Genomic DNA, 20,210 nt, shown 5'->3' with positions numbered 1-20,210 from the left:
AGTCTTAAAGACTGCGCTTTTTTATGCACGTAATTGCTTTTCATTTGCAGGTATATAAGCTTTTGAAAATGACAATTCAATGTCTGCCGGTTTTAAACGTTTAAAAATCGATCCCTTTTGCAGGTCATCTGTCCCTTTCGTTTCCACCATCACCAACGGAAGATGATAGCGGGCTGCAAGTTCAACAGGATCTATAGAACCATCTAATGAAAGAATCAGGCTTTGTCCTTTTTCAAGCTGTTTCGTCACATCTTCATATACCTTTTCTGAACTGCCGTCTGCAATCACATCCATCCGATTAAGCCATTGCCCAATAAAAGGCAAGCGAAATACTTTTGGATTAGCGATAAAGCCGGCCGGTTCCTCAATATATCCAGCAATTAAAGCCAGTTCAGCCAAACGCAAATGGGGATGCACATACAAAACAGGACCGCGCGGTATTGATTCAAGCTGATGGATCGTCACAACTGAACCGGTGATGCCGATGCAGCCTTCCATAAACGCCTTTGGCTGTTCATAGACAAGAGTCATCTGTTTTTTGTATGACAGTCGGGGGTCAAGCATCGTTTGATTAAATAATTGTTTCATATTTTTTAACAGCATATACACAATATAAACCACTAGCAAGCTGTAACGAACCAATTAAAATCCTCCCGCTTCAGAAGAATTCTTTTTTTCATACATTAGAAATTCGTAATCGTACGGGTTTTTTTCGTCCTTGATCCCCTGTTCAGAAGAAACCAGCTTCCAATTGGTTTCATCAAATTCAGGGAAGTGACGGTCACCCTCAAACTCGTGATGAATTTTGGTCATATACAGTCTGTCAGCATAAGGGAACAGCTCTGTATAGAGCTGAGCCCCTCCGATCACAAAGCATTCCTCAGAGCCTGAACAAATGTCCAGCACATCCTTTAATGAACTGACAACCGTGCATCCCGGAAATTCTGAAGCCGGTGCTGATGTGACAACAATATTTTTCCGGTTTGGAAGCGGACGTCCAATCGATTCATATGTTTTTCGGCCCATAATGATTGAATGGCCCGATGTTACTTTTTTAAAGTACGCAAGATCATTGGGCAAATGCCACGGCAAATCATTGTCTTTGCCGATCAGCCTGTTGGCATCCATCGCAAAAATGAACGAAATCATACGCTTACCGCTCCTTTGATATGAGGATGCGGATCATAATCCTCGATGATAAAGTCCTCAAATGCAAAGTTGAAAATAGAATCAATCTCCCTGGCGAAACGAAGCTTCGGAAGCGGACGAATGTCTCTTGTCAGTTGCAAATTGACTTGTTCAATATGGTTTTGATAAATATGGACATCGCCAAATGTATGAATAAACTCTCCCGGTTCAAGCCCAGTCACATGAGCAATCATCATGGTTAGCAGGGCATAAGAAGCAATGTTAAACGGCACACCGAGGAAAACATCGGCAGAGCGCTGATACAGCTGACAGGATAGCTTGCCGTCAGACACGTAGAATTGGAACAGGCAATGGCACGGCGGCAACGCCATTTTATCAATTTCAGCAACATTCCAGGCGCTGACGATTAAGCGTCTGGAATTCGAATTTGTCTTAATATCTTCAATAAGACGGGAAATTTGATCAACGGTTTCGCCGTCAGCTCCCCGCCAAGAACGCCATTGCGAACCGTATACAGGCCCGAGTTCACCGTTTTCATCAGCCCACTCATTCCAGATCCGCACTCCATTTTCCTGCAGATAGCGTACATTGGTATCCCCTTTTAAAAACCAAAGCAATTCATGTGCAATTGATTTAAAGTGGAGTTTTTTAGTGGTCAGCATCGGAAAGCCTTCCTGTAAATTAAATCTCATTTGATACCCGAAAGTGCTGATTGTTCCGGTCCCTGTCCGGTCTCCCTTTTTTTCGCCATGCTCTAAAACATGCCTGCATAAATCCTTATACTGTTTCATTTTTTTCATCCTTTAAAAGTAGTCTTCTAGTAGTGTAACACAATAAAAAATCATTTCTGAACCCAGAAATGATTTTTTTATAGTCAGCTGACGACAGGCTTTTCATCCTGTTCTTTTTCTTCATCTTGCAGATCCTGATGCGTATGGGCAATCCTGCTCGCCGCTGCTGCTGCAAGTGCTGCCACAATATCATCCAAAAAGGTATGGATACCGTCTGGGCTTTCATCAAGTTCCTTAATAATTCCAATCTTTTCTTTATCCAAATAACCGAAGTTGGTCAAACCGATCGACCCGTACACATTGACGATTGAAAGCGGGATAATTTCATCTATGCCGTAAAGCGGTTCATCCGTTTCAACAAGGTGCTGCAGCGGTTCAGGAAGCAATTTCTGCTCAGCAAGCTGATCAAGCGCAAGTCCTGTTAATACAGCATGAATAATTTCACGTTTATTCAGCACTTTTTCTACATTCTCCATACATACACTGAGCGGCAGATTTGGATTATATTTTTCCTGAAGCTTTTGAACAATCTGCGCAATATCTTCTATCATAACGCCCCGTTTGTTCAGCATATCTTTTGTTATATCGACCATTTCATTCATTGTGTACTTTTTCATGTCTAATGGCATCTCCTTTACGCACTCATCCAGTTGGGAGGCGTGTTGCGGTCCCAGTAAATACTCCCAAGCTCATGATGTGATTGAAATCCATCTTCTGCTGTATGAAAGTGAAAATTAAACCAGTAGCCGTCATGAGGCGGGTGGTCTCTGCGCACATGGAATCTGAGGAGATCTTCTCCAGTCGTCCGATTGTAAACGTTGAAAATTTTTTCCGTTTTGCCTGCTGAAGGCTTGCTTGAGATCACAACATCCTGATATGCCTCATCATCTTGCAATGTCGCTAAAAAATCGCTAATCACATTTTCGATTTTCGGCAGGATCTCATTCCGATAGTCATCCTCAATGACAGGAGCGATTTTGCTGCCGAATTTCAAAAAGGATTGATCCTCAGCGCTGTCAAGGAGCTGTTCCTTGTACGATTGAAAAAGCAGTTCAGGATCTCGCCTGTCTTCCGACTCATAATCATCATACAGGTCATGCTCATCATAAAAAGCGGTGTAATCATTCTGCTCAAGACTGCTCGGCTGTCCGGAGGGCTTGTCCGCCATAAGAGCAGCCGGAGGAGATACGAGCCCGAACGTTACGATGGTAAATAAAACCACAAGGGTCTTTCTCATCCACAATTTCATGACTGCTTATTCCTCTCTATTTTATTGTCATGTTTCTCTTATTTTAGCACACCCGAAACATGCAAGTCATGTACTATATGAAACTGATATGGAAATTAGGAGATTCGTTGCTTTGCCACATGTGTAAAAACGCTTACAATATACTATGAAAGGAGGCTTTCCGCATGATTGACGCTTTGTTTGCCACAGTTTCACTCTTAACTTTGTTATACTTTGTCGTCATGGAAGTCACCGATTAACAGAAAGCCCGTGAGAGTAATCACGGGCTTGTTTTACTTGCAGTTTGAATAACACCATAATGAAACAGTGCTGTTTTTCTTTTCATGACGTAAAAACCAAACTGTTCAAATCGCGGGCTTTTCCAGTGGTCTTTAAGCACTACGCTTTTTCTGGCAGCGCGCACCGCTTCTTCGATACACCCTTCATGCAAAACTGAATCCTCTGCCAAATCCCGTAAAGGTGCGATGCCGTCAGACGTATCTACAGGCTCATGAAACATTGGATCGAAATAAATTACATCAACAGAGTCGTCAGGAAGCTGCTTGATATATTCAAAGCAATCCCCATTCTTCACTTGGATTCTTCTCATTGCAGCTTGAAGCTCTTCTATGTCCGTTTCCCATGAATGCAGTCCCGTCCTCACCAAAACGGATACAAGATGGTTTTTTTCGATCCCAATCACAGAGCCCGTTTCGCCTACTGCCATACTTGCGATAATGGCATCTGAACCCAGTCCGAGTGTGCAATCTAAAAACGTATCCCCTTCCGATAAACCAGCTGCCCGAAGCATCGGCTCTTGCTCCCCCCGTAAGAAGCGTTTGGCTCTAAACATCGCTGTATTAGGATGAAAAAAGAATTTGGCACCTTGTTTCGTATAAAGTTCAAACCGCTCTTTGCCAATCACAAGCAAATCACGTTCAGCTGACTTCAGAAGGTTTTCAACGGTTTGTTTATTTCGGCCGCAATATGGCATGCCCAGCTCTTTAGAAAGCTGCTTTGCGGTTTTTATGGTGTGTTCAGTCGGTCTATAGCTTGTTGTTATCATCTTCTGTACTCCCAAAAAGAAAATGCCCGGAAAACGGGCATTTAGCAGTGTGCATCGAAGGCAGAGGTCAGATTTTTCATGATCTCTTCCATATCGTGTCCTTCAATTTCATGACGCGGAATAAAATGTACGACTTCTTTGCCTTTCAAAAGAGCCATTGACGGTGAAGAAGGCTCCTGGCCAGTAAAATACTCACGCATTTTTGCAGTAGCTTCTTTATCTTGGCCCGCAAATACAGTCACCGTATTGTCAGGTGTTTTATCGTGCTGGAGGACTGCCTGTGTTGCCGCAGGACGCGCAAGGCCTGCCGCACAGCCGCACACAGAGTTAACCACTACAAGAGTTGTGCCCTCTGCCTTTTCCATAAAGTTTTCTACTTCTTCCGCTGTTGTTAATTCTTCAAAACCTGCTCCAGTCAGCTCGCGGCGCATCGGTACGACAAGCTGGCGCATGTATTCTTCATAAGCCATTGACATAAAAAAAGCCCCCTCTATTATCCTTCATCTGAAGTAAAGGATACTATAGAGAGGGCTGGATTTCAAATGTTCACGACTTAAAATAGGAGAAAGTGATTCCGGCTGTCTAGATTTTCATGATACCGCCGGTGTTGGCACTTGTCACCAGTTTAGAATAACGGGCCAAGTAGCCGGTTTTGACCTTAGGTTCAAAACCTTTCCAGTTCGCTTTCCGTTTTTCCCATTCTTCCTCTGGCACTTGTACATCCAAGATACGTTTTTCAATATCAACGATGATATGATCTCCGTTTTCAACAAAGGCAAGCGGTCCTCCCTCTGCGGCCTCTGGTGAAACGTGGCCGATCGAGAGGCCTCGAGAGGCTCCGGAAAAACGTCCGTCCGTAATCAATGCCACTTTTGGCCCGAGTCCCATCCCAACGATCTGGGAAGTAGGCGCCAGCATTTCCGGCATTCCAGGTCCGCCTTTTGGCCCCTCGTATCGGATGATGACGACGTCGCCTTCTTTTACTTTCCGGTTGATTATGCCGTCAAGCGCCTCATCCTGAGAATCAAATACGACAGCCGGACCTTCGTGTCTCGTAATTCCGTTCTGTACGCCGCCCGTTTTAATGATAGCGCCGTCTGGAGCCAGATTGCCGAATAAAACAGCAAGGCCGCCCTTTTCAGTGAATGGTTTATCCAGCGGATGGATGACGTCATAATCCTTCACTTCATGTCCGGCAATGGTTTCTCCAAGTGTTTTTCCTGTAACAGTCAGCGCGTCTAAATGAAGCGCTCCTTCTTTCTTGGAAAGCTCATTCAGCGCCGCTGACACGCCGCCCGCTTCATGAAGATCTTCAATAAACACATCTGATGCAGGAGCCAGCTTGGCCAAATGCGGCACACGCTCAGCGACTTCGTTAATGCGTTCTAAAGAGTATTCAACGCCGGCTTCGTTTGCTAGAGCAAGCGTATGAAGAACGGTATTTGTTGAACCGCCGAGCGCCATATCCAGTGCAAAGGCGTTATCAATCGCTTTTACTGTGACGATATCACGCGGTTTGATATCCTTTCGAATCGTTTCCATTAATTGCGCAGCCGATTTTCTGACAAACTCTTTTCGTTCCGGTGATGTCGCGAGAATGGTTCCATTACCCGGCAAAGCTAGTCCAAGTGCTTCGGACAGACAGTTCATTGAGTTTGCTGTAAACATTCCAGAGCAAGACCCGCACGTTGGGCATCCGAACTGCTCTAGTTCTTGAAGCTCATTTTCATTGATTTTTCCGGCTTGGTAAGCGCCTACCCCTTCGAATACTGAGGAAAGGGAGATTTTGCGCCCGTCACTTGTTCTTCCTGCCGCCATCGGCCCGCCGCTGACAAAAATCGTTGGAATATTGATGCGCATTGCCGCCATAAGCATTCCCGGCGTGATTTTGTCACAGTTCGGAATACAGACCATTCCGTCAAACCAGTGCGCGGATACGACCGTTTCCACAGAGTCGGCAATGATTTCACGGCTCGGCAGCGAATACCTCATACCGATATGCCCCATCGCGATGCCGTCATCTACTCCGATGGTATTAAATTCAAACGGTACGCCCCCGGCTTCTCTGATTGCTTCTTTTACGATTTTCCCAAACTCCTGCAAGTGAACATGACCGGGAACGATATCAATGTATGAATTACAAACCGCAATAAACGGTTTGCCGAAATCCTCCTCTTTTACACCTGCTGCACGAAGCAAACTGCGGTGCGGTGCTCTATCGATTCCTTGTGTGATCATGTTACTGCGTAATTCTGCCATGGTGATCCTCCTAAATACTTTCAATTGTTAGACTGGATTTTATTTTAACAATTTTCAGTTTATTTGTGGGCTGTTTTTGCAAAAAGATAAAATACAGGCCGCCCTCGCCTTAATTGTTTCCTTCATGTTTTTATATTCATATAGTTTTCTGTCGATGCGAACCCTCCAACTATTAATATTGTTACTTACTATAAATAGTTTTCGGGCATTTTTCAACAATATTCGAAATAATTTTTATAAAAAGTGAATTCACAAAAAAAGGTGCATGATCTGCACCTTTTTCTTTCTATTCTCCTTTTTTTCTGCTCTCTGTCATTTGTTTCCAAACTGAACCTTTTGCTTCTTCTCCATGCTCAATACGCTCAAGCGCCATTTTCACTTGAAGGCTGACCTCGAATTCGGGATCATCTTCGGCAGCGCGCAAAGCTTCAATTGCACTTTCATCGCCGACTTCGTATAGGAACATAGCCGCACGCCAGCGAACAAGCTTGCTGGAGTCGCTTAACGATTTGATCATAGCAGGAATGGCTTGAGGGTCGCCGATATCAGACAGGCAGTCTCCGGCCGTTCTTCTCACTGAGACAGCTTTGTCTTCAAGTGCCTTATACAATAAAGGAAGAACATCAGGTGTTTCAACCATCCCTAAATACACAACAGCCTGTCTTCTGATGGACACCTTGGGATCATCCAATGCTTTCTGTAAAACCGGGATATCCTCCTCTTTCGGATCCATCTGCTCGAGATGTGCATAACGCTTTTTCCAGTCCTCATCATCCAGCATATCAAGCGTTACTTTATACGATTTGCGCTGTACAGCTTGTTTTGCTTCGCCCTTTCCCTGAGCGGCTGCTTCTGTCAGCCGTTTCAGCCGTTCATCACTGTATGCGGCCTGAAGCTCTTCTGTCACGTCATGACCGATTTCATTAAAGTCGCCGAATCTGACGCCTTGTTCTTTCCAGGCCCGCTCAAACACAACATTTGAAGCTTCAGATCTGAGTTTTAAGATCGCCTGCTGAAAGCGTTCAGGTAACCCGAAGCGCTCTTCCCGCTCCCCATCCGTCAATTTGACCTGCATAGGAATGCCGCTGAACATCTGCACAAAAACTTTCACCTCTCCAAAAGACTCTTGATCAGAGCGGTTTTCTTCTGCACTTTCAGTACTTTCCATCCCAAATGCTGAACGGACTTTCGGTAAAATGTCTTTCCAGTCGTATCTTGCGTTCCGTTCAACAGCAAGAAAATCAGCGACGTGGTAGACACCTTTAACCCCTTCTATGTTAAGGATTTCCGCTATAACAGGCGGTGCGCCTTCTGCTTGATCCGGTTTATAGTTATTGCTTTTGCCCGCCGGAAGCTCTTCCGTTAAGATGACCTTCATTGTATTCGGGCTTGGCGTAGGTTCAATTGATTTTATCTTCATGATCGTCCTCCTATAGCATATCTGTGACTTATTCTATCATAGTCACAGCAAGCCTTCTATTACGACGTTTTGGCATCAATCTCGGGTATGTCTTTTTCTAATTGGCGGACAAAATGGATCATAAAATCATGTCTTTCTTCTGCCAGTTCCCGTGCAGTGTCTGTATTCATCATATCTTTCAGCCGCAGCAGCTTATGAAAAAAATGAGCGTAGGCGCTTTGATCATCTCCATAAAGGCTGTGGCCTTTTGCGCCCGCAAACATAAAAGTTCTCGCAATACCGACAGCACCGATCGCATCAAGCCTGTCAGCGTCCTGTACGGCTTTCCCCTCAATTGAGAGCGGCTCTTCCGCCAGCTTTTCCCTGTCCCGAAAGGACATCCTTCTGATAATATCAATCACTCTGTCAGCAGCCTCTTTTCCAACTCCGAAAAAAACGAGCTGTTCATAAACTTCACTCACTGAAAGCCTGACCGTGTCAGGCAGCTTGACATCAATTAAATCATGAACCAAAGCCGCCGTTTCAACAATGAACAAATCCGCATTTTCCTTTTCTCCAATATACACAGCAAGATCTGCAACTCTTGATACATGATGCCAATCATGTCCAGAGCTTTCACCGGTAAGGACAGATTGAACCCATGTCCTGATTTGCTCTGTCTGCTTCAATTCCTTCACAAAAACACCCTCTTTATTGCCCTAATAGCTTCACGATAACGTCTTCCAGCTCTTTCGGATTTGTATTGGGAGAATATCGGCCAACGATTTCTCCATTTCTGTCCACTACAAATTTTGTGAAATTCCACTTGATCGCCTTAGTTCCCAGCATCCCTTTCGCATGCTCTGTCAAATACACAAACAGCGGGTGGGCATTTTTCCCGTTTACTTCCACTTTTGAAAACATAGGAAATGTAACACCGTAATTTGTTTCGCAAAAATCCTGTATGTCTGCCTCGTCACCAGGCTCTTGGTTCATAAATTGATTGCAGGGGAACCCTAAGATCTCCAGGCCCTCCTGCTGATATGTATCATATAACTCCTGAAGCTGCTTCAATTGCGGAGTAAAACCGCATTTACTCGCTGTATTCACGATCATCAATACCTTTCCGGCAAAAGGCTGAAGTGTCATGTCTTTCCCTTTTATTGTACGTACCTTCATATGATATATAGACATGTAAGTCCCTCCTATCTCTGGTGCTGATTATTTTACCTTTTTTATATCTCAATTCAAAATGCAAACATCATTTATCAGAACTCTTAAGAAAAGAGTCAAATGAACCTTAAATTCATGTGGCTCATTTTTTATCTTAATCATTCTATAAAACATTACATTTACCTTCTGAGATACATCATGGAAAATCATTTTACAGTGAAACCAAAAGGCGTATCTATGCGTTTTATTTAAAGAGTTTTCCGTTGTTTCCCCATCACCCCTTATAGATAGATTGAAAATTGGCGTGAAAATTCCTATAATGAAGAAAATTAAACGGGGAAATGATGGAGGTGGCACGTTGCCTATTAATATACCAACACACCTGCCGGCAAAACAGGTGCTTGAGAGTGAACATATATTTGTAATGGATGAAAGCAGAGCATTTCATCAGGATATCCGGCCGCAAAAAATTATCATATTGAATTTGATGCCGAAAAAAATCCAAACAGAGACTCAGCTTCTCAGATTGCTTGGAAATTCGCCTTTACAGGTTCATTTTACATTTTTAATCCCAAGCACACACACGCCGAAAAATACTGCAAGAGAACACCTTGACGAATTTTACACGACTTTTTCCAATATCCGTCACAAGAAGTTTGACGGCATGATTATCACCGGTGCGCCGATCGAGCATTTGGCGTTTGAAGAGGTTTCTTATTGGGAAGAGCTCAAAGAGATCATGGAGTGGAGCAAAACGAATGTCACTTCAACCTTGCATATTTGCTGGGGCGCTCAAGCAGGTTTGTACTACCATTACGGTGTGGAAAAAATTCACATGTCGAAAAAGATCTTCGGTGTGTTCGAACATACCGTTCTTTCAAAACACGAAAGATTGGTAAGAGGTTTTGACGAGCTATACTACGTGCCGCATTCCCGGCATACAGATATAAATATGGAACAGCTTCAAGCAGTGCCCGAGTTAAATATTCTATCCGCATCAAAGGAAGCTGGGGTTTGCTTAATTGTGTCAAAAGACGAAAAACAAGTCTTTTTAACAGGGCACCCCGAATATGATACAAATACGCTTCTTCAAGAGTATGAAAGAGATCTGGAACGAAGCCTTTCTACTGTCGAGGCGCCTAAACATTATTTTGCAAAAGACAGCGAAGAGCCAGTGAATCGCTGGAAAGCGCATGCGACATTATTGTTTATGAACTGGCTGAATTATTACGTTTACCAAGAAACTCCTTACGAATGGGACTAATTTTTCTTTTTTTAGTGATACGCTGAGCAAAAAATATGATAAAATACATCTGATTCAGTCTGCGTATAACAAAAATTTAAAATACTGGAATCCAAATCATTTAAAATTAGCTTAATTTTTTCACTGCATTAATAATTCAATTATGTATTTGTGTTATGTTTATGTATAGACAATAACTCCTTACGATGCATGAAGCTTGCTTGTTGTTGATTACATTGAGGTGAATTTACTTGAATACCAATAAAAGAGTATTAATTTTGACTGCAAATTACGGAAATGGACATGTGCAGGTAGCCAAAACGCTTTACGAGCAATGTGTACGTCTCGGCTTTCAGCATGTAACAGTTTCTAATTTGTACCAAGAGTCAAATCCGATTGTTTCAGAGGTAACTCAGTACCTTTATTTAAAAAGCTTCTCAATCGGGAAACAGTTTTATCGTTTGTTTTATTACGGAGTTGACAAAATCTATAATAAACGTAAATTTAATATTTACTTTAAAATGGGTAATAAACGATTGGGCGAACTTGTCGAGGAACATCAGCCCGATATTATTATTAATACATTTCCGATGATCGTCGTGCCCGAATACAGACGCCGAACAGGAAGAGTCATCCCTACCTTCAACGTTATGACTGATTTTTGCCTTCATAAAATTTGGGTTCACGAAAACGTGGATAAATATTATGTGGCGACAGATTATGTGAAGGAAAAACTGCTGGAGATCGGCACTCATCCAAACAACGTGAAGATCACCGGAATTCCAATCAGGCCGCAATTTGAAGAATCCCTGCCGGTGGAGCCGATCTATAAAAAGTACAATCTTTCACCAAACAAAAAAGTGCTTCTTATTATGGCAGGCGCCCACGGTGTTCTAAAGAACGTAAAAGAGCTGTGCGAAAATCTTGTCAAAGATGATCATGTGCAAGTGGTTGTCGTGTGCGGGAAAAATACAGCTTTAAAGGAATCTTTAAGTGAGCTTGAAGCAGAAAACGGTGACAAATTAAAAGTTCTTGGCTATGTGGAGCGCATCGATGAGCTGTTTCGAATCACAGATTGCATGATTACAAAACCTGGGGGCATTACTTTGACAGAAGCAACTGCCATCGGTGTGCCTGTCATTCTGTACAAACCCGTGCCTGGACAGGAAAAAGAAAATGCAAACTTCTTTGAAGATCGCGGAGCTGCGATTGTCGTGAACCGTCATGAAGAGATTCTCGAGTCAGTCACTTCCCTTCTTGCAGATGAAGATACCTTACAGCGCATGAAGAAAAACATTAAGGAGCTTCATTTAGCAAACTCCTCTGAAGTGATCTTAGAGGATATCCTGAAGGAATCAGAAATGATGACATCCAAACAAAAAGCCAAAGCGCTATCTTAATGATGTTCATAGAGAGCACACGAAAATCGTGTGCTCTTTTTATTTATATTCACCCATCTATAAAAGCGGTTACATTTTTTTGTGAAACTTGCCCTTCTTTTGAAAAATAAGCAGTTTCGCAACTTGACGGGTGCTCCCAGATGGTGTATAGTTGAACCATCATTTAACAATGAATCAACGTTAAATGATGACAAAATTTTTTTTAGCACACGGGTGCTACAGTACTAGGAGGAATTAAGCAATATGCAAAACGGTAAAGTAAAATGGTTCAACAACGAAAAAGGATTCGGCTTCATTGAAGTTGAAGGCGGAGACGATGTATTTGTTCACTTCACAGCTATCGAAGGAGAAGGATACAAATCATTAGAAGAAGGACAAGAAGTTTCTTTTGAAATTGTCGAAGGTAATCGTGGACCTCAAGCTTCTAATGTTGTAAAACTCTAAACTCAATACATGACGACAAATAGAGGAGAGGCATTTGCCTCTCCTATTTGATTTTCATCTGAATTTCAATAGCCAAAATATTTTGTTTGCACCTCTGTTCAATCTCTGCAACATGCTTTTCCATTGACGGCTTCCCTTTTTTCGCGATATCCGCCAGTTCTTCTAAATCACTGTATATTTCTATAAATGTTTTGTGAAGGATCGACTTCAAGTCTTTATCATCCATAGCTGCGTTCCCCTTCTCTGCCAAGATACCTCAAATAGTAAAGCAGACCTATTTATTCTGGTTCAATAGTTATATCGGCTTATTTTTATTTTATTTTCTATTTTGGTACATAAATTTCAAAAAAACTCTGCAAAATAGTTGCGGAGGTGTTTTTTGTGACATCAGAATTTCATAAAGAGGATCAGACTGGATTTACTGATAAGCGGCAGCTGGAACTAGCGGTGGAAACAGCGCAAAAAACGACAGGAGCTGCGACGAGAGGTCAAAGCACAACATTAGTCGATTCCGCATACCAAGCTATTGAAGATGCAAGAGAACTGTCACAATCTGAAGAGCTGGCAGCTCTCGATGATCCTGAATTTGTTCAGCAGCAACAGCAGCTGCTGGATGATAGCCAGCATCAGCTTGATGAATTCAAAGAATAAAAACCGCAGCTTCTGCGGTTTTTATTCTTTAGTGATTGGTTAAGACATCGCCGTATGCTTTCAGCTTTTCACCAACCGTACATTTATTAATACAAAATGAATGCGCATAGGTTTTGCCAAATTCCTTGCGAAACTGCTTCTTAATAAAACAATCCTTGCAGTATTCATCGTGCAGTTCTGTCAGTTCTTTAAAAATCATTTTCTTATCCAATATCGTCATCTCCGTTACGGTCTAATTTCGTGTGGCTTTCTACGAATTGATGGGATAGAATCTTTTTAGCGAGGCCGTCAGCTTCCTGGTTGTCTTTCCGCTGTATGGTTTCGTAGGTTGGAGTAAGCTTCAGCGATTCAAGGAGTGCTTCTATTTTGTCCAGCCATTCATTATGCGACGGATCATAGCAAGGCCAGCTGCCGTCAAGCTGATTCAGCACAACGAGTGAGTCCCCTTTGATCGTAATTGAATTTCTGCTTGCCCCAAGCTCTCTTACTTCTCTTATTGCTTCATATAGCGCCGCGTATTCAGCTTCATTATTGGTTTTCAGCCGGAAGCTTTTATTTTTTCTCAAGCGATGCCGGATTCCTCCCAATGAATAATAAATGACGATTCCGAGTCCGGCCAGTTCGCTCTCCTTATCGAAACTGCCGTCAAAATAAACAGTAATATCATCAGGCTCTTGAGCAAGCTCCTCGGTCAGCTTTTCCAATTCCTTCAGCGTCCAGCTGCCGCCTTTCTCGTCTTCAAACTCGAGCTCTTTCATGTATGGAAAACGGCCGAGTTCTCTGGCTAGCATACGTGCTTGCTGAGCAGTCAGCCAGTTTTCACCCAAAAATGAGACGGATCCCGTCCCTTTTGCTTCTATTTTTATATGCGGTCTGAGCTTCATTACGATCACCTTACCATTCATTAGTTGCCGGGCTTGTGCTATAATCAAACCAATCTAATCCCGGAAAGGAAGCTTTTTCATTTTGTTTAATAATTCGTTTTGGATCATTTTTGCGATCATTCATTTTATCATTGTTCTTTTATTTTATAAAGGATTTGGCAAAATGGGACTGTTTGTTTGGATCGGTTTTGCGACAGTCTGCGCCAACCTTCAAGTCGTCAAGACAGTCGAACTGTTTGGCTTAACAGCAACGCTCGGGAATGTGATGTACGGCACAATCTTTTTTGCGACAGATGTGCTGAATGAAAAATACGGACCGGCTGAAGCCAAAAAAGCGGTATGGCTCGGATTCTCAACGCTCCTGACGCTGACATTTGTCATGCAGGGCGTACTGCTTTTCGAACCGGCTTCCAGTGACATATCACAAACAGCGCTGGAAACGATTTTTGGCTTTCTTCCACGAGTTGCGTTAGGAAGTCTGCTTGCCTTTATCTTCAGCCAAACGCTGGATGTTTATGTATATTCGGCAATTAGAAGGATATTTCCTTCTGATCGGCTTTTATGGCTCAGAAACGGCGGCAGTACAGCAGTCAGCCAGCTGTTTGATACACTGATATTTACTGGTGTCGCTTTTTTCGGCATTTATCCGGCAGGCGTTTGGCTTCAAATTTTTATTTCTACATATTTGATTAAGTTTGCGGTATCTTTGATTTCATTGCCTTATGCTTATGCAGCGAAAAAAATGATACCGAATGATGAAAGGAGTTCATAATGCCTACAGAAATTTATGTAGACGGCGCAAGCGCCGGTAATCCCGGGCCTTCCGGTGTCGGCATTTTTATCAAACATGAAGGAAAAGCAGAATCTTTCTCTATTCCAGTCGGAATGCATACAAACCAGGAAGCGGAATTTCTTGCATTAATTGAAGGGATGAAGTTATGTGCAGAGCGCGGGTATCAATCTGTTTCCTTTCGAACCGATTCAGATATTGTGGAACGGGCCGCTGAGTTTGAAATGGTCAAAAATAAAACATATCACCCGTATGTAGAAGAAATCATCCGATTAAAAGCGGCCTTCCCTCTTTTTTTCATCAAATGGATACCGGGCAAGCAAAACCAAAAAGCCGACCAGCTGGCAAAAGAAGCGATTCGGCTGAATGATAAGAATTAAATCTCGATCAATGGTCATCCTAATGACGAGGTGAACAAACATGAAAAAGAAAGATAAAGGCCGGCTGACCGGCGGTGTGACTCCGCAAGGCGACCTGGAAGGCAATACACATGACGACCCTAAAACAGAGCTTGAGGAAAGAGCCAAAAAAAGCAATACAAAACGCTAGAGAAGATCTTACACGATCTCTCTAGCGTTCAGCTTTTCGAGCATACGCTCAATTCCTTTGATTTGGTGGCGGCGAAGCATGTCAGCCGCCTGCTCCATTTGCAGTGTAAATAGAGCGTCTTTCAGTGTGCAGACCAGCGGCACAGAGCAATGAATTTCCGCAAGCTTCCTCGACATCTCCAAATCGCTCAAACCTTGCTGAATTTTCCCCTGCTGTCCCTTCGGAAGAAAAGAAAGATTTTCTAATAAACGGTCAATCGTTTCGTATTCACGAATCAGTTTGTAGGCTGTTTTTTCTCCAATCCCTTTGACGCCAGGATAGTTATCACTGGAATCACCCATAAGCGCTTTAATATCAATCAAAGCTTTCGGCAGGACGCCTGTTTCTTCATAAAAAGTCTCTTTTGTATAGACTTTATAATTTCCGATTCCTTTTTGGAGCAAGGCCACACTCACTTCATCCGTTAACAGCTGAAGTAAATCTCTGTCCCCTGTTACGATTGTAATGTCAGCTTCATTTGCAAATAAATCGGCAAGAGTTCCGATACAATCATCCGCTTCATACCCGGCAAAGCCGATGTTCATGATCCCAAGCTCAGCGGCCGCTTCCTTTGCCAAATCAAACTGCGGAATAAGCTCTACAGGCGGTGCGCTGCGGTTCGCCTTATAATCTTGGAACAGGTCATTTCGATACGTTTTGCTCCCCATGTCCCAGCAGCAGACGACATGTGTAGGCTGGAATGTTTCCACAGCTGTGATCAAATGCTTTAAAAACCCGTTGACGCCGTTCGTCGGCACCCCGCTGTCATTTATCATAAAGTTGCGATGCACGGCCGTGGCAAAAAACGCCCGGAATAAAAGAGCCATGCCGTCAACTAGCAATAGTTTATTATTATTCATAAGATAACTCCCTTTTCTTTCATTCTTTCTATTTTACCATAAAGCAGCCCAAAAATAAAAAACAGCATCTCTTCGATTAGAGATACTGTTTTAATAACATCAGTCGTTGTGTCTTTTGTTGCTGGCGATCAGCTTTTCAGCTTCGCGTCCTGCGTAAGAGTCAAAATGGGTTTGAAATCCGTTTTTCTTTTTGGCATTGTTATTCGCCTGTGCATTTCTGTTTCCCAGCTTTGTTCTGCCCAACATGAATCCCCCCTTACGTCGGATACACATAGTATATGCTTCCGGCAGGAGATTCACTCGCGACAGGATCATCCAGCTTACATACGGCTTACGTATTCTCTGACCATTTCCGTTGATACAAGGCGCCTTGTCGGTACGATCCCTTTTTTGGCGAGCTGATTGATCTGCTCGGTAATTTCATTAATCGCATCTGTAGTAAAAGGCTCATCGTTTTTGCATTTTGAAACCGCTTCTTCAATGGCCAGTTCACGCATGTTTTCAAGACGCATAAATGCTTTGACATGCTCGTGCTGTTTTGATGAATGTGCTGAAATTGCTTTATGTACCTCTGACATGAATCGTTCATCTCGCTTTCTATCATGACTTGAAATACAAGCCAACTGAATTTTACATTTTTATTGTATTGTCTGATCTTTGCCAAGAGATGCATGCTTGGTATGCCTTTTCTATTTCTTTCGCATGTTCCCCTTCCGCATATCCTCCTAAATACGTATCTTTTTGATCCTTTATTTGTGTCATTGCTTTTTCAGCCATATCTTCCTGCAAGCGTCTGAGGTGATCTGTGTAATGAGAGATAAGGCTTTCTTCTTCATTTTTCACCCAATCCTCTGTGATTTTCGTGAGTTTCAACCGTACAGCTTCGATGAAGGCCGCTTTTCCTTTTTGTTCAAAAAAGTGCTTCGGTGATTTGACCTCTTTTTGTTCCTGCTCGAAGGCACGTACATCTATTTTCGGTTCAACTTCCTTCAGCTGTATGCCAGTCGAATGCAGATCACCCGCATAAATGGAAAAATAACCGTCCGCGTTTAATGTTTTTTGAAAGCTTTCCAGCCACTCTTCGGTGATATGCCGCTCGATGAAACCGCTCATACGAACATCAAGTGTTTTGATTTCCTGAACATATTCAAACTGATACTCATGTAAGGCGGTTTTCATTGCCTTCCCGACGTTCTTTTTCCAATCCCCGTTCTGAAGCCCCGGATGAAATGCTGATTTTAGTAAATCATTCGCAAAAAAAGATAATCGCTGTGTTATGTGATAAAGCTGCTCTCTTGTATCTTTTTTTACCTTCTCAATGATGGTTTCTGAGTTCCGCCGTTTCTCGATTTCGGCTGCTGTCCGCTCAAATGACAGCATAAGGCGCTGTTTCTGCGCTTCCTTTTCTTCCTTGGACTGATGCTGTGATTGGTGAAGCTGGAAAACAGTTTCGCATAGTTTGTCTGCTTCCGAACTGAGTTGTGCAACTGCGGCTTTTTTTACATCAACTTCGATAAAACGGTCTAAGTGCGTTCTTACTTTCGGGAACTGGTTATAAAATAATTCCGATTTTCCCAGCAGTTCCTCCTTACTTGATACGGTAAAGAGCTGCGGACTATGAATCCCTTCTTTTACAAGCTCTGTGCTGACATAATCGGTCACTGTTTCCAGCTCTGATTTATCTTTCGCAAGGTCTGCTGCATTAATGACGAAAAACATTTTATCCATGCTGAGCGATTCTTTCACCAGCCCGAGCTTGCGCAAAAACGAACGGTCTCCTTTCGAGAAGGAGTGCTGATAATAGGTCATATAAAAAAACGCATCTGCATCTTTAATATATTGGAACGCCAGCTCTGTATGCCGTTTATTCATGCTGCTCGCGCCGGGCGTATCGACTATTGTAATCCCTTTTTCAGTCAGCGGGCAAGTATAATAGACCGTTACCTCTTTCACAGCGCAGGCCGTTGCCTCCTCTGCTACATACGGCTTTAATTCAGACAGCGGAATCGTTAATTTCTTTTGTTCCTGTATATATTGCTGATACTTTTCGTATGCAAGCAGGAAGTTGCTGATTAATTTATTGTGATCTTCCTGCATCCGGCTTTTTTTGACTGCCTTTTCCCACTTCTCTGTGAAAGAATGGCCTGTCGGTTCTTCTTGTATCCCGGTGAGCTGCAAAATGTCGGCCGTTATGTCATCCTCCGTCTTAAACACCACATCCGCTGTTTTGTTGATGTTGCCATTGGCTGGTTTTGTGATTTTGTTAATTGTGGCTGTGGTTGGCGTTGGTGAGGACGGCAGCACCCTTTCGCCGACAAGCGCATTGGCAAATGATGATTTCCCCGAGCTGAATCCTCCAAAGAGCGCAAGTGTAAATTTCCGTTCCTCAAGCCTTTTAATCCTTTCCCGAAAGGCTGAGGTTTGCTTTGACAGCATGCTGTACTCGCCTAAACGGTCAGATAATGTGTAAAAACGTTTGATCTGGTCTTGAAGCGGCAGTTCTTGCTCCATTTTGATTTCTGGTTTCTGTATTGTCTGCTGTGTCTGCTGGCCTTGACTTCGTTTCTGTTCTGGAGCCGCCACTGTTTTTTTCTTCGTTTTAAACCAGTCAGTGTCTATGTGCATTGGGCATGCTGACTCTTCTTCCCAAATGGCCCATAAGCGATCGGCTTTCTCGCGGGCATTATTCTCTAAACGGGCCTGTTCTTGGAGAAGGATAAGTTTTTCTGATTCCTGAATGAGCCGGCTATTGATCGTTTGCACGTCTTCGGAAACACGCTCTTTCACCATCGCGGCCAGCGCCTTTATGATGTCTGCCGCTTCTCTCTTCGCCTCTTTGCGGATAAGCTCTGCCAAGTCTTTTGTATATTGCAATACATATTCAGAAGAAAAAGCTGCACCATGCTTGACCGCGCGTTCAATGATGTCAATTTCAAGCGGAGTGCGATAGGCCTGAATCAGCTTTTCACTTTCAGCTGCATGAACATCAAATGCCTTAGCGAGTTTATGGAACGTGTCTATCATATGCCAATCCGCTTCGGCCTCTGTTCGTTTTGTCACATCAGAGAATAAAGCATTCCGTCTTCTATCTCTTTCCTGTGCAGTTTTTGCTTTAGAAAAGAAAAAGCCGGTTTTAAAAGAAGGCTCTCGCGATTCTAGAAATGCAGCTGCCAATTCACGCATTTCAAAAGGCGTCAGGTTGGCGTTTTTTAAAATGCGATTGATTTCTTCCTGCATCCTGTTTTCTGCCTCAGTCGCTTGTTTTGCTGCCTCATCCAATTGATTACCCAGCGATTGGACCAGATCAGTTTGTGTATTAAGCTGTTCAGCAAAGCTTGGACCGTCTGGTTCGTCTTTCAAAAGCATTTCGGTATGTTCCTTCAGCAGATTGCGGACTTTTTGTTCTGTTAAAGCCTGCAAATTGCTTTTTGATTGTTGTTTTATTCTTTTTAATTCTTCTCTCAGGCTCCCAATCTGATTGAATGGGTGATTTGGTTCTGTTACTGACGTAAAATAAAGTGATTCCTTTGAAATGCCTTCATTGCAAAGCATCTCCTCTACCTGTGTTTTATAGTCTTCAAAGTGTGTCTCCTTCTCATCATGCCGGTCAATTTGATTAACGATAAAATACACATTCGGAATGCTTTCTTTTATCGACCTGAGAAACTTAACATTTTCCTCAGCGTGCACGTGATTATAGTGAACGACGTAAAACAGCGCATCCGCCTGATGGAGTATAGACGCCGCCGACAGAAAATGCGCATCATCTGTTGAGTCAATCCCAGGGGTGTCAATATACGCAATTCCGGAGTCGATCTCAGTATACCGGTCAAAAATTTCAACGCTTTCAATTTGCTCGCCGTCTTTGCAATATTGCTGCACCTTGTCTTTCTGATAAGCCCCCTTCAGCTCTGCGCATGCTCCGTCTGTTGTATGAAGCCGAACACGCTTTTCCCCGTTTCTGATCACAACAAGGTTAGCACTTGTCGGAATCGGGCTTGTCGGCAAAATATTTTCCATTAACAGGCAGTTCAGCAGTGAAGATTTCCCCGCTGAATAATGCCCGGTAAATGCGATATAAATCTCTTCATCAGCCGCTTTTTTCATGACTGCTGCCAGTTTAGCAGCCCTTTGTTCATCTTGATTCTCGATGAATTGCTTATAAATTTCACCTGTTTTGTGCAAAAGCTCTTTTCTGTTATGTTCTGTCATAAATCTGAACCCCTTTGTGCCGTTTCAATTGTGAATCTTTTTCGAAAGATCTGAATACATTCCCTTTCATTTT

Annotated in this window: 26 protein-coding genes; 8 read left to right on the top strand and 18 right to left on the bottom strand. The window is 43.0% G+C overall.

Features of this window, described 5'->3' with window-relative positions; genetic code table 11:
* Positions 1-21: 21 nt before the first annotated feature.
* The 11 genes from CVV77_RS02065 to CVV77_RS02015 all read right to left on the bottom strand — a co-directional run bounded on the left by CVV77_RS02065 (position 22) and on the right by CVV77_RS02015 (position 9,086).
* Positions 22-642, bottom strand: coding sequence for a lysophospholipid acyltransferase family protein (locus tag CVV77_RS02065; RefSeq protein ID WP_100274516.1), 621 nt, complete (start codon positions 640-642; stop codon positions 22-24).
* Entirely contained in the window at positions 643-1,149 is a 507-nt protein-coding gene (dfrA, locus tag CVV77_RS02060; protein WP_100274515.1) for a dihydrofolate reductase DfrA, read from the bottom strand.
* On the bottom strand, positions 1,146-1,940 hold the full coding sequence (locus CVV77_RS02055; RefSeq protein ID WP_100274514.1) for a thymidylate synthase: 795 nt from the start codon (positions 1,938-1,940) through the stop codon (positions 1,146-1,148). The genes dfrA and CVV77_RS02055 overlap by 4 nt, the downstream gene beginning before the upstream one ends.
* A gap of 83 nt (positions 1,941-2,023) precedes the next feature.
* Complete coding sequence (locus tag CVV77_RS02050; RefSeq protein WP_019258702.1) at positions 2,024-2,557, bottom strand: phosphatidylglycerophosphatase A family protein; 534 nt, start codon at positions 2,555-2,557, stop codon at positions 2,024-2,026.
* Positions 2,558-2,574: 17 nt separating this feature from the next.
* A complete protein-coding gene (locus CVV77_RS02045) occupies positions 2,575-3,189 on the bottom strand; it encodes a YpjP family protein (protein ID WP_100274513.1) in 615 nt (204 codons plus the stop codon).
* Between the two features lie 259 nt (positions 3,190-3,448).
* Positions 3,449-4,234, bottom strand: a complete 786-nt coding sequence (locus tag CVV77_RS02040; protein ID WP_019258704.1) for a class I SAM-dependent methyltransferase — start codon at positions 4,232-4,234, stop codon at positions 3,449-3,451.
* A gap of 41 nt (positions 4,235-4,275) precedes the next feature.
* Positions 4,276-4,710 carry a bacilliredoxin BrxA gene (gene brxA, locus CVV77_RS02035; protein WP_004397896.1) on the bottom strand — a complete coding sequence of 145 codons (435 nt, stop codon included), beginning with the start codon at positions 4,708-4,710 and terminating at the stop codon, positions 4,276-4,278.
* Positions 4,711-4,816: 106 nt separating this feature from the next.
* Positions 4,817-6,493, bottom strand: coding sequence for a dihydroxy-acid dehydratase (gene ilvD / locus CVV77_RS02030; protein ID WP_019258705.1), 1,677 nt, complete (start codon positions 6,491-6,493; stop codon positions 4,817-4,819).
* Positions 6,494-6,779: 286 nt separating this feature from the next.
* Positions 6,780-7,913, bottom strand: coding sequence for a conserved virulence factor C family protein (locus tag CVV77_RS02025; protein ID WP_100274512.1), 1,134 nt, complete (start codon positions 7,911-7,913; stop codon positions 6,780-6,782).
* A 59-nt stretch (positions 7,914-7,972) separates the two neighbouring features.
* The gene (locus CVV77_RS02020) at positions 7,973-8,590 is read right to left on the bottom strand and encodes an HD domain-containing protein (protein ID WP_100274511.1); all 618 of its coding nucleotides are present in this window, start codon (positions 8,588-8,590) and stop codon (positions 7,973-7,975) included.
* 13 nt (positions 8,591-8,603) lie between these two features.
* Complete coding sequence (locus CVV77_RS02015; RefSeq protein ID WP_019258708.1) at positions 8,604-9,086, bottom strand: glutathione peroxidase; 483 nt, start codon at positions 9,084-9,086, stop codon at positions 8,604-8,606.
* Between the two features lie 337 nt (positions 9,087-9,423).
* On the opposite strand from CVV77_RS02015, the gene metA reads away from it, so the two are divergent.
* From metA to cspD, 4 genes are all read left to right on the top strand, one after another.
* Positions 9,424-10,329, top strand: coding sequence for a homoserine O-acetyltransferase MetA (gene metA / locus CVV77_RS02010; protein ID WP_100274510.1), 906 nt, complete (start codon positions 9,424-9,426; stop codon positions 10,327-10,329).
* A 230-nt stretch (positions 10,330-10,559) separates the two neighbouring features.
* Positions 10,560-11,708, top strand: coding sequence for a diglucosyl diacylglycerol synthase (locus tag CVV77_RS02005; protein ID WP_100274509.1), 1,149 nt, complete (start codon positions 10,560-10,562; stop codon positions 11,706-11,708).
* 81 nt (positions 11,709-11,789) lie between these two features.
* Complete coding sequence (locus tag CVV77_RS21940; protein ID WP_133487171.1) at positions 11,790-11,936, top strand: hypothetical protein; 147 nt, start codon at positions 11,790-11,792, stop codon at positions 11,934-11,936.
* 15 nt (positions 11,937-11,951) lie between these two features.
* A complete protein-coding gene (gene cspD, locus CVV77_RS02000) occupies positions 11,952-12,152 on the top strand; it encodes a cold-shock protein CspD (protein WP_003153604.1) in 201 nt (66 codons plus the stop codon).
* A 43-nt stretch (positions 12,153-12,195) separates the two neighbouring features.
* Here the strand turns inward: cspD and degR are convergent, their stop codons facing one another.
* Complete coding sequence (degR, locus tag CVV77_RS01995) at positions 12,196-12,378, bottom strand: transcriptional regulator DegR (RefSeq protein WP_004397939.1); 183 nt, start codon at positions 12,376-12,378, stop codon at positions 12,196-12,198.
* A 155-nt stretch (positions 12,379-12,533) separates the two neighbouring features.
* Between degR and CVV77_RS01990 the strand changes: the two genes are divergently transcribed.
* On the top strand, positions 12,534-12,803 hold the full coding sequence (locus CVV77_RS01990) for a DUF2564 family protein (protein ID WP_019258711.1): 270 nt from the start codon (positions 12,534-12,536) through the stop codon (positions 12,801-12,803).
* Positions 12,804-12,831: 28 nt separating this feature from the next.
* Here the strand turns inward: CVV77_RS01990 and CVV77_RS01985 are convergent, their stop codons facing one another.
* Both CVV77_RS01985 and CVV77_RS01980 read right to left on the bottom strand, forming a co-directional pair.
* Positions 12,832-13,014 (bottom strand): zinc-finger domain-containing protein, encoded by a 183-nt coding sequence (locus CVV77_RS01985; protein WP_004397944.1) that lies wholly within the window; start codon positions 13,012-13,014, stop codon positions 12,832-12,834.
* On the bottom strand, positions 13,007-13,687 hold the full coding sequence (locus CVV77_RS01980; protein WP_100274508.1) for a ribonuclease H family protein: 681 nt from the start codon (positions 13,685-13,687) through the stop codon (positions 13,007-13,009). The genes CVV77_RS01985 and CVV77_RS01980 overlap by 8 nt, the downstream gene beginning before the upstream one ends.
* 82 nt (positions 13,688-13,769) lie before the next feature.
* Here CVV77_RS01980 and CVV77_RS01975 point away from each other — a divergent pair, with 82 nt between their 5' ends.
* Genes CVV77_RS01975 through sspL form a run of 3 tightly spaced genes read left to right on the top strand, consistent with a single transcriptional unit; the run spans position 13,770 to position 15,026 of the window.
* Positions 13,770-14,459 carry a queuosine precursor transporter gene (locus CVV77_RS01975; protein WP_100274507.1) on the top strand — a complete coding sequence of 230 codons (690 nt, stop codon included), beginning with the start codon at positions 13,770-13,772 and terminating at the stop codon, positions 14,457-14,459.
* Positions 14,459-14,857 carry a reverse transcriptase-like protein gene (locus tag CVV77_RS01970; RefSeq protein WP_004397948.1) on the top strand — a complete coding sequence of 133 codons (399 nt, stop codon included), beginning with the start codon at positions 14,459-14,461 and terminating at the stop codon, positions 14,855-14,857. The genes CVV77_RS01975 and CVV77_RS01970 overlap by 1 nt, the downstream gene beginning before the upstream one ends.
* 40 nt (positions 14,858-14,897) lie before the next feature.
* Positions 14,898-15,026 carry a small, acid-soluble spore protein L gene (gene sspL / locus CVV77_RS01965; protein ID WP_004397949.1) on the top strand — a complete coding sequence of 43 codons (129 nt, stop codon included), beginning with the start codon at positions 14,898-14,900 and terminating at the stop codon, positions 15,024-15,026.
* 8 nt (positions 15,027-15,034) lie between these two features.
* On the opposite strand, the gene exnP is transcribed toward sspL, so the two are convergent.
* From exnP to dynA, 4 genes are all read right to left on the bottom strand, one after another.
* Positions 15,035-15,925, bottom strand: coding sequence for a 5'-3' exonuclease ExnP (exnP, locus tag CVV77_RS01960; RefSeq protein ID WP_019258714.1), 891 nt, complete (start codon positions 15,923-15,925; stop codon positions 15,035-15,037).
* A 99-nt stretch (positions 15,926-16,024) separates the two neighbouring features.
* Positions 16,025-16,171 carry a hypothetical protein gene (locus CVV77_RS01955; RefSeq protein ID WP_003230761.1) on the bottom strand — a complete coding sequence of 49 codons (147 nt, stop codon included), beginning with the start codon at positions 16,169-16,171 and terminating at the stop codon, positions 16,025-16,027.
* 74 nt (positions 16,172-16,245) lie between these two features.
* The gene (locus tag CVV77_RS01950; RefSeq protein ID WP_100274506.1) at positions 16,246-16,503 is read right to left on the bottom strand and encodes a YpbS family protein; all 258 of its coding nucleotides are present in this window, start codon (positions 16,501-16,503) and stop codon (positions 16,246-16,248) included.
* Between the two features lie 52 nt (positions 16,504-16,555).
* Positions 16,556-20,137, bottom strand: coding sequence for a dynamin GTPase (dynA, locus tag CVV77_RS01945; RefSeq protein WP_100274505.1), 3,582 nt, complete (start codon positions 20,135-20,137; stop codon positions 16,556-16,558).
* Positions 20,138-20,210 lie beyond the last annotated feature (73 nt).

Source organism: Bacillus sp. SN1 (assembly GCF_002796895.1).
Lineage (GTDB): Bacteria > Bacillota > Bacilli > Bacillales > Bacillaceae > Bacillus > Bacillus inaquosorum.
This window is presented reverse-complemented; position numbering and strand designations above follow the sequence as displayed.

Excerpts from the sequence above, each read along its gene's own strand:
- dynA (WP_100274505.1), bottom strand. The coding sequence starts at position 20,137 with ATGACAGAACATAACAGAAAAGAGCTTTTGCACAAAACAGGTGAAATT.
- CVV77_RS01955 (WP_003230761.1), bottom strand. The coding sequence starts at position 16,171 with ATGTTGGGCAGAACAAAGCTGGGAAACAGAAATGCACAGGCGAATAAC.
- CVV77_RS02050 (WP_019258702.1), bottom strand. The coding sequence starts at position 2,557 with ATGAAAAAGTACACAATGAATGAAATGGTCGATATAACAAAAGATATG.
- CVV77_RS01970 (WP_004397948.1), top strand. The coding sequence starts at position 14,459 with ATGCCTACAGAAATTTATGTAGACGGCGCAAGCGCCGGTAATCCCGGG.
- degR (WP_004397939.1), bottom strand. The coding sequence starts at position 12,378 with ATGGATGATAAAGACTTGAAGTCGATCCTTCACAAAACATTTATAGAA.
- sspL (WP_004397949.1), top strand. The coding sequence starts at position 14,898 with ATGAAAAAGAAAGATAAAGGCCGGCTGACCGGCGGTGTGACTCCGCAA.
- CVV77_RS02040 (WP_019258704.1), bottom strand. The coding sequence starts at position 4,234 with ATGATAACAACAAGCTATAGACCGACTGAACACACCATAAAAACCGCA.
- cspD (WP_003153604.1), top strand. The coding sequence starts at position 11,952 with ATGCAAAACGGTAAAGTAAAATGGTTCAACAACGAAAAAGGATTCGGC.
- CVV77_RS02015 (WP_019258708.1), bottom strand. The coding sequence starts at position 9,086 with ATGTCTATATATCATATGAAGGTACGTACAATAAAAGGGAAAGACATG.
- brxA (WP_004397896.1), bottom strand. The coding sequence starts at position 4,710 with ATGTCAATGGCTTATGAAGAATACATGCGCCAGCTTGTCGTACCGATG.
- CVV77_RS02055 (WP_100274514.1), bottom strand. The coding sequence starts at position 1,940 with ATGAAACAGTATAAGGATTTATGCAGGCATGTTTTAGAGCATGGCGAA.
- dfrA (WP_100274515.1), bottom strand. The coding sequence starts at position 1,149 with ATGATTTCGTTCATTTTTGCGATGGATGCCAACAGGCTGATCGGCAAA.
- CVV77_RS02025 (WP_100274512.1), bottom strand. The coding sequence starts at position 7,913 with ATGAAGATAAAATCAATTGAACCTACGCCAAGCCCGAATACAATGAAG.
- CVV77_RS01950 (WP_100274506.1), bottom strand. The coding sequence starts at position 16,503 with ATGTCAGAGGTACATAAAGCAATTTCAGCACATTCATCAAAACAGCAC.
- CVV77_RS01980 (WP_100274508.1), bottom strand. The coding sequence starts at position 13,687 with ATGAAGCTCAGACCGCATATAAAAATAGAAGCAAAAGGGACGGGATCC.
- exnP (WP_019258714.1), bottom strand. The coding sequence starts at position 15,925 with ATGAATAATAATAAACTATTGCTAGTTGACGGCATGGCTCTTTTATTC.
- CVV77_RS02045 (WP_100274513.1), bottom strand. The coding sequence starts at position 3,189 with ATGAAATTGTGGATGAGAAAGACCCTTGTGGTTTTATTTACCATCGTA.
- ilvD (WP_019258705.1), bottom strand. The coding sequence starts at position 6,493 with ATGGCAGAATTACGCAGTAACATGATCACACAAGGAATCGATAGAGCA.